The sequence below is a fragment of the Xanthomonas sp. F14 genome, assembly GCF_014199865.1.
On the sequence record NZ_JACHOM010000004.1, the window covers coordinates 384,054 to 396,839 of the forward strand.

Sequence of the window (12,786 nt, forward strand, 5' to 3'; positions counted from 1 at the left end):
TGCGCAAACCCGCTAGCGTGACCGGCTGCGCTACCCACTCAGGAATCACACGCCATGTCGCGTACCGTCGTTCTGGCCGCTGCCATCACCCTGGCACTGGCTGCTTGTTCTGGAAAAGATTCGTCCGGTAAGGAGTCCACCACCGTGCCCGAAAAGACCGCCACCACCCCGGCCGCGGATGCTGCGCCGAACCCGCTGCTGACCGCCAGCACGCTGCCGTTCCAGGCGCCGCCGTTCGACAAGATCAAGGACGCCGATTACCTGCCGGCCTTCGAAGAAGGCATGCGCCTGCACCTGGCCGACATCCGCAAGATCGCCGACAACCCCGAGCCGCCCAGCTTCGACAACACCATCGAGGCGATGGAGCGCAGCGGCGAAACGCTCACACGCGTGTCGCGCATCTTCTTCGGGCTGGTGCAGGCCGATACCAGCGATGCACGCCAGAAGATCCAGGAAGAGATCGCGCCCAAGCTGGCTGCGCACCAGGACGAGATCAATCTCGACCCGAAGCTGTTCGCACGCGTCAAGACGATCTACGACCAGCGCGACACGCTGAACCTGGAGCCGGAGCAGAAGCGTCTGGTCGAGCGCGACTACGAAGAGCTGGTGCGTGCCGGTGCGCAGCTGTCGGAGGCCGACAAGGCGAGCCTGCGCAAGCTCAATATCGAAGAAACCACGCTCTCCACCCAGTTCCATACCCGTCTGGTGGCCGCCTCGGCCGCCGGTGCGGTGGTGGTGGACGACAAGGCCAGGCTCGACGGCCTGAGCGAGGGCGACATTGCCGCTGCCGCCGATGCGGCCAAGGCGCGCAAGCTCGATGGCAAGTATCTGCTGACCCTGCAGAACACCACCCAGCAGCCGGTGCTGGCCTCGCTGAAGGACCGCCAGCTGCGCGCCGACGTGCTCAAGGCCTCGGAAACGCGCGCGGAAAAGGGCGATGCCAACGACACCCGCCAGACCATCCAGCGCCTGGCGCAGCTGCGCGCACAGAAGGCCAAGCTGCTCGGCTTCGACAATTACGCCGCCTACAGCCTGGGCGACCAGATGGCCAAGAGCCCGGACGCCGCACTCAAGCTGCTGACCGACACCGTGCCGGCCGCCACTGCCAAGGCGCGCCGCGAAGTGGCCGAGATGCAGAAGGTGATCGACGCGCAGAAGGGAGACTTCAAACTCGCCGCCTCCGATTGGGACTTCTACGCCGAGCAGGTGCGCAAGGCCAAGTACGACCTGGACGAGGCGCAGATCAAGCCGTATTTCGAGCTGGACAACGTGCTGCAGAACGGCGTCTTCTACGCGGCCACGCAGTTGTACGGCATCACCTTCAAGCAGCGCACCGACATCCCGACCTATCACGCGGACATGAAGGTGTATGAAGTGTTCGACGCGGACGGCACCTCGATGGCGCTGTTCTACACCGACTACTTCAAGCGCGACAGCAAGTCCGGCGGCGCCTGGATGGACGTGTTCGTCGAGCAGGACGGTCTCACCGGCGCCAAGCCGGTGGTCTACAACGTCTGCAACTTCACCAAGCCGGCCGCCGGCCAGCCGGCGCTGCTGAGCTTCGACGACGTCACCACGCTGTTCCATGAGTTCGGCCACGCGCTGCACGGCATGTTCTCCAAGGTGAAGTACCCCTCGATCGCCGGCACCAGCACCTCGCGCGACTTTGTCGAGTTCCCCTCGCAGTTCAACGAGCACTGGGCGTCCGATCCCAAGGTCTTCGCCAATTACGCCAGGCACTACCAGACTGGCGCGGCGATGCCGGCCGAGCTGGTGGAGAAGATCAAGAAGGCCAAGACCTTCAACAGCGGCTACGCCACCACCGAGTACCTGTCGGCCGCGTTGCTCGATCTGGCCTGGCACACCCAGCCGGCCGATGCGCCGCTGCAGGACGTGAGCAAGTTCGAAGCCGACGCCCTGAAGCGCTTCAAGGTGGACCTGGCCGAAGTGCCGCCACGTTATCGCAGCAGCTATTTCGACCACATCTGGGGCGGCGGTTATTCGGCCGGGTACTACGCGTATTTCTGGTCGGAAGTGCTCGACGACGACGCGTTCGAATGGTTCAAGGAAAACGGCGGCTTGAACCGCAAGAATGGCGACACCTTCCGCGCCAAGATCCTTTCGCGCGGCAATACCGTCGACCTGGCCACGTTGTATCGCGATTTCCGCGGCAAGGATCCCAGCGTCAAGGCGCTGCTGGAAAATCGTGGTCTGACGGAGTGAGCGACTGGATGACGCGCCTGCGTCGTTGGCGCATGCGTGTGCAGTAGCTGCAACAGCAATCGAAACGGGATGGCCACGCGCCATCCCGTTTTTGTTTGTGGATGGTGCACCGCACTGGCTAGCGCGGCGCCACCAGGCCATCCGATGCCTGAGTCGCAGCATCCTGTCGCCACCAACGCAGGCGATTGCCGGGCGCATTCAGATCCACCCGCTCGCCCATGCGCGGCGTCGCCAGTGCAACGCCGGCGCTGTCGGCCAAGGCCACGATCCGGTCCAGCGGTTCCTGCCACGCGTGCATGGCCAGGTCGAAGGTGCCGTTGTGGATCGGCAGCAGGGTCTGCCCGCCGACGTCCAGGTAGGCCTGCAGGCTCTGCTCCGGCTGCATATGCACATGCGGCCACTGCTGGTCGTAGGCGCCGTTTTCGATCAGCGCCACGTCGAACGGACCGAGCTGTTGGCCGATGGTCTTGAAGTGCGGGCCATAGCCGCCGTCGCCGCTGAAGAACACGCGCAGTTCGCGCTCCTGGATCGCCCAGGAGCACCACAGCGAACGACCACTATCGAACAGGCCGCGCCCGGAAAAATGCTGCGACGGGGTGGCGGTAAGTTGCAGGCCATCGATGTTGATCGTGTCCCACCAGTCCAGCTGGCGCACCTTGGCCGGGTCCACGCCCCAGCGCACCAGCAGATCGCCCACGCCCAGGGGCGCGACGAACACGCCGACGCGGTCGGCCAGGGCACGGATGCTGGCGCGGTCGAGGTGGTCGTAATGGTTGTGCGACAGGATCACCCCGGCCAGCGGCGGCAGCTCGTCCAGCGCGATCGGGGGCGCATGGAAGCGCTTGGGTCCGGCGAACGGCACCGGCGAGGCGCGCCTGGAGAACACCGGGTCGGTCAGCCACAGGCCACCGGCCAGCTTCATCAGCACGGTGGAATGGCCCAAGCGATACAGGCTGCGATCGGGCGCGGCAAGCAGTTGCGCGCGTGTCAGCGGCTGTACCGGCAGCGGCGCGGACGGCACCGTGGTGCTGGGCTTGTCGAAGAGGAAGGTCCAGATCAGGCCGATCTGCTTGCGCAGGCTGAGCGCGGTGGTCGGCAGCGGCAACGCATTGCGGAACCGGCCGCCGCGAAACTGCGGCGAATCGGCATACGGGGAAGGGCGAGAGGAAGCCATGGGGAGTCCGATCGGGAGCAAGGAACGACAGCAGGAGGAAATTACACTGAGCAGTGTAGTTTCATTCCGCTGAAAGTAAACTGTCGGGTGTAAAATGATCCGATGTCGAGCGCATCTTCCCCCCGGCCCGCGCCGCAGCGGCTGACCGACCGCAAGCGCCACGCCATCGTCGAGGCGGCCATTGTCGAGTTCCGCCAGCATGGCTTCGAGGCCACCAGCATGGACCGCGTGGCGGCCACTGCGGGCGTGTCCAAGCGTACCGTCTACAACCATTTCCCCAGCAAGGACGCGCTGTTCGGCGAGATCCTGCGCGGGCTGTGGCAACGCAGCGCCGACGCGGTGAATCTTGTCTACCGGCCCGACCAGCCGCTGCGCGCGCAGCTGATCCAGCTGCTGCAGCAGAAACTGCACCTGCTCGACGACCCTGCGTTTATCGACCTGTCGCGTGTCGCCATTGCCGAAGGCATCCATTCGCCCGAGCGCGCGCGTGCGCTGATCGCGCAATTGGGCAGCAAGGAAGAAGGCACCACCACCTGGGTGCGCGCCGCACTGGCCGACGGCCGGCTGGCGGGCGTGGAGCCGGAGGTCGGCGCGCAGCAACTGCAGGCGTTGATCAAGGGCTTTGCGTTCTGGCCGCAGATCGCCATGGGCCAGCCGCCGCTGTCGCCGCAGCAACGCGCCCAGGTGGCCGAATCGACGGTGGCGATGTTCCTGGGTTTGTACGGGCGCGAGTGACGGTCTGCGATGCGCGTGCCAGCGCAGCGCCGCCCGCATCGCAGGCCGGATCTTCCTCGCATTGCAGGTCGACCGCAGCGCTGCAGGGCAAGGACTGCGTCTTGCGCCGCGCTGTCTGTGCAACCCATGCCGCTGCAGCCTGCGCATGTTGCGCGCTTAGTCCTTCGACCACACCGCCAGCGCATAGCCATGCGGATCGGTGAAATGAAAACGTCGCCCGCCGGGAAACGCAAAGACCGGCCTGGTGATGTGCCCGCCCGCCGCTTCGATACGTGCCTGGCTGTAGGCGAGGTCGTCGGAGGCCAGGACCACCAGCGCACCACCGGGCTGGGCGAGGCCGTGGAAGAAGCCACCGCTCAGCCGGCCGTCGCGGAATTCGCAGTAATCTGGGCCGTAATCCTGAAACGTCCAGTCGAAGGCCTGCCCGTAAAAAGCCTTGGCGACGGCGATCGAGTTGACGGCGAATTCGAGGTAGTCGATGCGGTGCTGCGGCGTGTTGTCGATCATGGCGTGGTGTCCTCCGCGAGTGGAGGTACAGCATGCAGTCGGCGCGTATGACTGGCTTGGCGAAAACGGCCAACTCAGCGTGCGTGGCGCCGTACCAACACGCGCGGGCTCAGGCCGGTGAGCTGGCGCGCATCGCGCACCAGGTGCGGCGCATCGCCGTAACCGGCATCCAGCGCGGCGTCGGTCAGACTGCGGTGCTGGCCGGCGATACGCAAAAAGCGCTGCAGGCGCAGTACCCGCTCCAGCGTCTTGCTGCCATAGCCGAACGCATCCTGGCAGCGGCGGCGCAACGAGCGCTCGCTGAGGCCCAGCGCCTGGGTCAATTCGCTCAGCCGGGCGGGGGTGCCGGCACTCAATCGATCGAACAGCCACGCCATCTGGCGGTCTTGCGATGTGCCGTGCTGTCGGCACAGCGCCTGTAAGGTGTGTAGCGGGTCGGCGCCGTCTTCCAGGCGGTGTTGCCAGGTGCGCCCTTGCACGCCCCACAGCGATTCCAGTGCAACGCGTTGGTCGGCAATGGCATGTAGTGGGAGCTTCAGCAGGCCGGCTGCCGCACCCGCTGCCAGGCGCACCCCGCTCAGCGCACTGCCCGGTGCCAGCGCTGCCAAGGCGGCGGTGCGATCGGGCCCGGCAACCAACAGCAGCGTGCCATCCCAGATCAGATCGACGCTGCCATCGGGCAAGACCAGCACGGGGTCCGTTGCGGCCGTGCCCTGGCGAAACCGCCAACTGCACTGCAGCTGCGCGTGTAACGCCGGCGGTGCCGGGCTTTCGGCATAACAGGACTCGGAGAGTTCGGACATCAGTGTGTTGTGCGAAGAGGTGGATGCCGTGCGGCTCGGTGGCCGCGGCGATGAGAGTGCATGGCGTCGACCGCATTCGGTCGACATCGCAGGCCCGCGCCGACGCAACCATCGTGGCCGCATCCGGCAGCCTGGCGCTGCCTCGTCAATGCGGGCGGTTGCCCGCGCCCAGCACGTTGGCGGTGACGGCGTGCCGGCCGCGTTGCAACCAGGCCACCATCGGCGAGGCCATCACCGTGGTCACCAAGGTCATGCCAAACAGCAGGGTGAACAGGTCCGGCCCGATCACGCCGCTGTCCAGGCCGATCTTGATCACCACCAGTTCCATCAGGCCGCGTGCGTTCATCAGCGAACCCACGCTCAGGCTATCGCGCCAATCGTGGCCGCTCAGGCGCGCGCCCAGGGTGCAGCCGAGCAGCTTGCCGGTGACCGCCACGCCGACCACCAGCGCAAAGCCGGCCACACCTGCGCCGACGAACACGCCGGGGCTGGTGGCCTGGCCGGCGACCGCAAACAGCACCGGCATCAGCAGGGTGATCGCCAGGGGTTCGATGCGCCCGGCCAGGTGTTCCAGCAGGCGGTCATCGCGCGGTACGCAGATGCCGAACAGGAATGCGCCGAAGATCGCATGCAGGCCGATCCATTCGGCCGCTGCGGCGCAGGCCAGCACACCGATCAGCACCCACACCAGCGCAGTCGGCGCATAGCTTCCATCGCTTGCGCGCGGCTTTAGCACTCGCGCATACACCGGCTTCAACACGCCGAACACCACCGCAATCAGCACCACCGCACCGGCCGCAGTGAACGCAATGCCGCCATGGCTGTTGCCGCGGGTCAGGGTGAGCACGATCGCCAGGAACATCCACACCGTGGCATCGTCGATCACCGCCGCGCCCAGGGCCAGGCGGCCGGCCGGCGTACGGGTCATGTTGCGGTCCTTGAGGATGCGCGCCAGCACCGGAAACGCAGTCACCGACATCGCTGCGGCAATGAACAAGGCGAAGGGCCAGAAGCCGATGCCCTGCGGAGCAAAGCGCGCAAATAACCATGGTGCGGCGGCCAGCCCCAGCAGCAACGGCAGCACGATACCGGACAGCCCCACCAGTACTGACGCGCGCACCTGCGCAGCGGTGCCTTCCGGCGCACGCAACTCCACGCCGACGATGAACATGAAAAGCACCACGCCGATGTTGGCCAGGCCCGATAGTGGCGGCAAGCTGCTGGAGGCGAACAACACGCCATGCAACTCCGGCAGCCACGCGCCGAATGCGATCGGCCCCAGCAGCAGGCCGGCGGCCATTTCGCCGATCACCGGCGGCTGCCCGAAGCGTTGCAGCAGCGCACCGCATGCACGCGCCGCGCCCAGGATCAGCGCCAACTGCACCAGCAACAGCATGGTCGGATTCATTGCGTCAGCCTTGGTTGGTTGAGTCGGCTCGCCCCTGCAGTGCGGGACGGCTGCGCATCTGGTCAGTTGTTTCCCCGGACTGATCAGCGGTGACATGCCGTCCCCACAGCATCGGCCTAGTCTATGACGACAACCGCCGTGCCGTTGCATCGAGCCGACATGCTGCGGCAATGTGGCGTGGTTCGCGCTGCAGGCGGGAACCGTCGTCGGTGCTGCTTGTGTGCGCTTGCACGGCTTGATCGAACGACGCCGTCAACGGCAACCCGCATGTCGCACACGGGATCGCAGATGGAGAGCGCGTGGCGGCCTCATGCGCGGTGCCTGGCGAGCAAGCTCAGGCGCGATGCGAACTCACGCGCGCACAGCCGGCAGCAGACTCACCGCTCCGAATCGCCACTCTCGTCATACCCGCGCGGGGTAAACAGGTCCGGCTGGATCAGCTCGATAAAGGCACGCGCCTGCGGCGACAGATACTTGCCCTTGCGCACCACCACGCCGTAACTGCGGGTGGGGAAGTAGTCCTTGAGCGAGCGGGTGGCGAGTTTGTCGCGGTCTGCATCGGTGACGCAGATCGCGGTGACGATGGAGATGCCCATGTCCATCGCCACGTATTGCTTGATCACTTCCCAGCCGCCCACCTCCAACGCCACGGTGTAGGGCACGCGTGCCTGCTGGAAGATCAGATCGACCAAGCGATAGGTCACCTGCCGGCGCGGCGGCAGGATCAGCGGATACGGCGACAGATCCTGCAGCGTGACCGTGGACCTGCTGGCCAAGGGGTGGTCGGGCGGGGTGATCAGCAGCTGTTCGAAGCGATACACCGGCGCGTAGTTGAGGTCGGCCGGCACGTCCAGCATCGAGCCGATCGCCAGGTCCACCGCGTCCTCGCGCAGCAGGTCGGTGCCGTCGGCGCTGATGGCGTTGTGCAGGGTCAGCCGCACGTCTGGGTGGCGCGCGCGGAAGTTCGCCACGATGCGCGGCAGCAGGTACAGGATGGTGGAGCTGTTGGCGGCGATATTGAGCTCGCCCGCATCCAGCCCGCGCACCTTCTCGCGAAAGCTCGCTTCCAGCCCATCCAGGCTCTCCACCAGCGGCAGCGCCATGTCGTAGAGCAGCTGGCCCTCGCGGCTGGGTGCCATGCGGCGCCCCGAGCGCTCGAACAGGGCCACCCCCAGGTCGCGTTCCAGCGCCTGCAGCTGCAGGGTCACTGCCGGCTGGCTCACATACAGCGCCTCAGCTGCCCGTGAGACAGACCCTAGACGCACCGTCTGGCAGAACGCACGCAGGGGCTTGAGCCGGTCGGATTTGTAGGAAAATCGCGGGGTTGGCGACATCTGGGTGTGTTCTGAAACCCAATATAAGTCAGGCTTATTTACAGCATTGATAAAACTGCTTTGTCAAATAATTTCCGTCGGCGCACGGTACAGGTCCGGATGCACAAGGACTCCCCGACATGTCTGCCACCGCTTTTGCCCCACGTCCCACCGAACGCGCAACGCCCGGGCTGTCGCTGACCACGCAGATCGCAGGCCAGGCAGAACTGCTGCCGGCCGCCGCGCTGGCCTTGCTGGTGTCGTTGCACCGCGCGATCGAACCCGGCCGCCAGCAGCGCCTGGCCCAGCGGCGCGCCCGCCAGGCCGAGTTCGATGCCGGCCAGCTGCCGGATTTCCGCCCCGACACCCGCGCCATCCGCGATGGCGACTGGCGCGTCGCCGCACTGCCGTCGGCGCTGCAGGACCGCCGGGTGGAGATCACCGGCCCCACCGATCCGAAGATGGTCATCAACGCGCTGAACTCCGGCGCCAAGGTGTTCATGGCCGACTTCGAGGATTCCACCGCGCCGACCTGGCGCAACCTGCTGGCCGGCCAGCGCACGCTGGCCGCTGCGGTGCGCGGCGATCTCAGCTTCGATGCGCCCAACGGCAAGCATTACGCGTTGCGCCCGGAAGCCGAGCGCGCCGTGTTGATCGTGCGCCCGCGCGGCTGGCATCTGGATGAGAAGCACGTGCTCATCGATGGGCAGCCGCTGGCTGGCGGCCTGTTCGATGCGGCGGTGTTCGCCTTCCATAACGGTCGCGCGCTACTGGCCAAGGACCGTGGCCCGTATCTGTACCTGCCCAAGTTGCAGAGCATGGAAGAAGCCGCGCTGTGGGAGACCGCGCTGGCGCATATCGAAGCGATGCTGGGCCTGCCGCACGGGCAGATCAAGGTGACCGTGCTGATCGAAACGCTGCCGGCCGTATTCGAGATGGACGAGATCCTGCACGCGCTGCGCGAGCGCATCGTCGGGCTCAATTGCGGCCGCTGGGATTACATCTTTTCGTATCTGAAAACCTTCCGCGCGCATCGCGACCGCGTGTTGCCCGAACGTGGCCAGGTCACCATGACCCAGCCCTTCCTCAAGGCGTATTCGGAACTGTTGATCAAGACCTGCCATCGCCGCGGCGCCCATGCGATGGGCGGCATGGCGGCGCAGATTCCGATCAATCACGACGAGGCCGCCAACGAGCAGGCGATGGCGCGCGTGCGTGCCGACAAGCTGCGCGAAGTCAGCGCCGGCCACGATGGCACCTGGGTGGCGCATCCGGCGTTGATTCCGGTAGCGATGAAGATCTTCGACGAGCACATGCCCACCGCGCATCAGCAGCATGTCTTGCGCAACGACGTGCAGGTGACGCGCGACATGCTGATCGCGCCTTCGCCAGGCACCGTCACCCGCGCCGGGTTCGAAGGCAATGTCGAAGTCTGCGTGCGTTATCTGGCGGCCTGGCTGGACGGTAATGGATGCGTGCCCATCCACAACCTGATGGAAGACGCCGCCACTGCCGAAATCAGCCGCGCGCAGCTGTGGCAGTGGTTGCATCACGGCCAGCACCTGGACGACGGCACTGCGATCGATCAGCCCCTGTTGCAGGCCACGTTGCGTGCGTTGCCGGCACGCCTGGGTGCGACCGATGCACTGCCCGGCGCCGCACGCATCGACGACGCCATTGCACTGCTGGACACACTCAGCCGTGCCGATGCGCTGGCCGACTTCCTCACCGTGCCGGCGTATCGCCTGATCGATTGAGCCAACGCTGCAGCGGCACGCCGGCGCACGCGCGCTGTCGCTGCAATCCATCCGCGTCATGCACCACACCGCCGGTTGCGCCCACGCGCGCAACGACGGCCTTGCCATGCCCGGCGCGTATCAATGCGCCCCTTCCTTTCTCGTTGCATCCGTCGTATCCCTGCCAGGAGAACGCACCATGAGCAGCACACTGCAGACCGCCGAACAGATCCAGCAAGACTGGGCCAGCAACCCGCGCTGGGCCGGCATCACCCGCAACTACACCGCCGCCGACGTGGTGCGCTTGCGTGGCACCGTGCATGTCGAGCATTCGCTGGCGCGGCTGGGCGCGGACAAGTTGTGGAATGCATTGCACGCCACGCCGTTCGTCAATGCGCTGGGCGCGTTGACCGGCAACCAGGCGATGCAGCAGGTCAAGGCCGGGTTGAAGGCGATCTACCTATCTGGCTGGCAGGTTGCCGCCGATGCGAACCTGGCCGGGCAGATGTATCCGGACCAGTCGCTGTATCCGGCCGACTCGGTGCCGGCGGTGGTCAAGCGCATCAACAACACCTTGTTGCGCGCCGATCAACTGCATCACGCCGAAGGCAATGACGAGATCGACTTCCTGCAGCCGATCGTGGCTGATGCCGAAGCCGGCTTTGGCGGCGTGCTCAACGCCTTCGAGTTGATGAAGGCGATGATCGAGGCCGGCGCGGCCGGGGTGCACTTCGAGGATCAACTGGCATCGGTGAAGAAATGCGGCCACATGGGCGGCAAGGTGTTGGTACCCACGCGCGAGGCAATCGAAAAATTGAATGCCGCGCGTCTGGCGGCCGATGTGCTGGGTGTGCCCACGCTGCTGATCGCGCGCACCGATGCCGAGGCGGCCGATCTGATCACCAGCGACGTGGATGCCAACGACCAGCCGTTCACCACCGGGCAGCGCACCGTCGAAGGCTTCTTCAAGACCCGCAACGGGCTGGATCAGGCGATCAGCCGCGGGCTGGCCTACGCGCCGTACGCCGATCTGATCTGGTGCGAGACCGGCAAGCCGGATCTGGAATTTGCGCGCGCCTTTGCGCAAGCCATCCATGCCAGATTCCCCGGCAAATTGCTGGCCTACAACTGCTCGCCGAGCTTCAACTGGAAGAAGAACCTGGATGACGCCACCATCGCCAAATTCCAGACCGAGTTGGCGAGCTACGGCTATAAATTCCAGTTCATCACCCTGGCCGGCTTCCACGCCCTGAACTACGGCATGTTCAACCTGGCGCATGGCTACGCACGCCGCCAGATGAGCGCCTTCGTCGAGTTGCAGCAGGCCGAGTTCGCGGCGGCCGAGATGGGCTTTACCGCAGTCAAGCATCAGCGCGAGGTGGGCACCGGCTATTTCGACGCGGTGACGCAAGCGATCCAGCAGGGCCAGTCGTCCACCACCGCGCTGCGTGGCTCGACCGAGGAAGAGCAGTTTCACGGCGAAAAGGCCGCATAAGCCAGCGCGCAGGCGCCGCGACCGCGTGCCGGCCGGCCGACGGGTGAAACGGAGCAGCGGGCTTCGCCCACCGCCAAGCCCCCGCTAGCACCGCAGAGCAACGCTGGGGGTGGTGGTGGCCTGTTGAAGAGGATGGCGGGCTCTGCTGGGAGCAGGGGAGAAGGGCTCGGGAAACCGAGCCCGATTTTTTTTGCCAATACCCGTCATTTCGTCTCAAGCTCAATGAGAGGGAGTGTGACCTGGTGCTGAACAAAACGCTCCTGTACGATGCTGAGGCAGGCCGGCGCTGCAGGTCGGTCTAAGGGATTTTGGGATGACGTGCCATAACACTGCCGGCGCAGTGGAGCCGACGGGGAGCGTTGCAAAGACGCTGTCGGACGGGCTGCATGCGCTCATGACTGCCGAAGAGCTGGGGTTTTTCGCCCGCTTTGGCCGCGCCCGCGAATTGGCCGCCGGCCAGGCGCTGTTCGAGCGCGGTGCAGTGGGCACGCAGATGTTCATTGTGGTCAGTGGCCAGATCGATCTGGATTTCGGCGAAGACCTGATGCTCAAGCACCTGGGCCCGGGCGAATTCTTCGGCGAACTTGGCCTGTTGATCGGCGACCATGCGCGCAGTGCCGGCGCCAGCGCATCCACCGACACCCGTTTGATCGAACTGGCGCACGAGGACTTCCAGCGCCTGGTCGATCACGACCCGTCGATGGTGGCGCATTTCCTGCGCCGCTCCATTGTGCGAGTGGTCAACAACGAGCAGTTGCTGATCCGCCAGTTGCGCCGGCGCAACCACGATCTGGAAGCGGCGCTGGACAACCTCTACGTCACCTCGCACCAGCTCAACCACACCGAAGAACTCAGCCGCACCGACGAACTCACCGGCCTGCACAACCGCCGCGGGCTCGCCCTGCATCTGCAGGAATGCCGGCGCGCCGGTCGCGTGCCCGGGGTGGGTCTGATCCTGATCGATTGCGACCGTTTCAAGCGCATCAACGACGAATTCGGCCATCTCGCTGGCGACCGCGTGTTGCAGAACGTCGCCCACGCGCTGCGTTCGGTGATCGCCGACGGTGACCTGGCCTGCCGGCTCGGCGGCGACGAATTCTGCGTGCTGGTCGCGCAGGGCACCCGGGAGCTGCTGCACCACATCGGCGAATGCATCGTGCGCGCAGTGGAAGCGCGGCTGTGCAATGGCCAGAGCGAGCAGGGCTGCTCGGTCAGCCTGGGCCTGTGCATGATCGATGCCGACGCGGCATGGAACGATTGGTACACGCTGGCCGACAGCGCGCTGTACGAAGCAAAGCGGCAAGGCGGCAATGTGCTGTGCATGCATGAAGCGCTGGGGTCGGGCAGCACGCAGCCACCCGGCAACGCAGCCACGTCGGACAATCGCTGAGC

Annotated in this window: 10 protein-coding genes; 5 read left to right on the top strand and 5 right to left on the bottom strand. The window is 65.8% G+C overall.

Going from position 1 to position 12,786, the window contains the following annotated elements; all coding sequences use genetic code 11:
- Nucleotides 1–54: 54 nt before the first annotated feature.
- Nucleotides 55–2,223, top strand: coding sequence for a peptidyl-dipeptidase Dcp (gene dcp / locus GGR73_RS15750; RefSeq protein ID WP_184457788.1), 2,169 nt, complete (start codon nt 55–57; stop codon nt 2,221–2,223).
- A 118-nt stretch (nt 2,224–2,341) separates the two neighbouring features.
- On the opposite strand, the gene GGR73_RS15755 is transcribed toward dcp, so the two are convergent.
- Nucleotides 2,342–3,397, bottom strand: coding sequence for an MBL fold metallo-hydrolase (locus GGR73_RS15755; protein WP_184457790.1), 1,056 nt, complete (start codon nt 3,395–3,397; stop codon nt 2,342–2,344).
- A 102-nt stretch (nt 3,398–3,499) separates the two neighbouring features.
- Between GGR73_RS15755 and GGR73_RS15760 the strand changes: the two genes are divergently transcribed.
- Entirely contained in the window at nt 3,500–4,132 is a 633-nt protein-coding gene (locus tag GGR73_RS15760; protein WP_039529027.1) for a TetR/AcrR family transcriptional regulator, read from the top strand.
- 156 nt (nt 4,133–4,288) lie between these two features.
- Here the strand turns inward: GGR73_RS15760 and GGR73_RS15765 are convergent, their stop codons facing one another.
- The 4 genes from GGR73_RS15765 to GGR73_RS15780 all read right to left on the bottom strand — a co-directional run bounded on the left by GGR73_RS15765 (nt 4,289) and on the right by GGR73_RS15780 (nt 8,184).
- Complete coding sequence (locus GGR73_RS15765) at nt 4,289–4,636, bottom strand: VOC family protein (RefSeq protein ID WP_184457971.1); 348 nt, start codon at nt 4,634–4,636, stop codon at nt 4,289–4,291.
- A gap of 77 nt (nt 4,637–4,713) precedes the next feature.
- Nucleotides 4,714–5,442, bottom strand: a complete 729-nt coding sequence (locus tag GGR73_RS15770; RefSeq protein ID WP_184457792.1) for a helix-turn-helix domain-containing protein — start codon at nt 5,440–5,442, stop codon at nt 4,714–4,716.
- A 145-nt stretch (nt 5,443–5,587) separates the two neighbouring features.
- Nucleotides 5,588–6,850, bottom strand: a complete 1,263-nt coding sequence (locus tag GGR73_RS15775) for a cation:proton antiporter (RefSeq protein WP_184457794.1) — start codon at nt 6,848–6,850, stop codon at nt 5,588–5,590.
- A gap of 377 nt (nt 6,851–7,227) precedes the next feature.
- A complete protein-coding gene (locus GGR73_RS15780; protein WP_046345344.1) occupies nt 7,228–8,184 on the bottom strand; it encodes a LysR family transcriptional regulator in 957 nt (318 codons plus the stop codon).
- A gap of 119 nt (nt 8,185–8,303) precedes the next feature.
- Between GGR73_RS15780 and aceB the strand changes: the two genes are divergently transcribed.
- From aceB to GGR73_RS15795, 3 genes are all read left to right on the top strand, one after another.
- The gene (gene aceB / locus GGR73_RS15785; protein ID WP_065033136.1) at nt 8,304–9,920 is read left to right on the top strand and encodes a malate synthase A; all 1,617 of its coding nucleotides are present in this window, start codon (nt 8,304–8,306) and stop codon (nt 9,918–9,920) included.
- 178 nt (nt 9,921–10,098) lie between these two features.
- Nucleotides 10,099–11,394 carry an isocitrate lyase gene (gene aceA, locus GGR73_RS15790; protein ID WP_046345346.1) on the top strand — a complete coding sequence of 432 codons (1,296 nt, stop codon included), beginning with the start codon at nt 10,099–10,101 and terminating at the stop codon, nt 11,392–11,394.
- A gap of 313 nt (nt 11,395–11,707) precedes the next feature.
- Nucleotides 11,708–12,784 (top strand): GGDEF domain-containing protein, encoded by a 1,077-nt coding sequence (locus GGR73_RS15795; RefSeq protein WP_039517644.1) that lies wholly within the window; start codon nt 11,708–11,710, stop codon nt 12,782–12,784.
- Nucleotides 12,785–12,786: the final 2 nt, after the last annotated feature.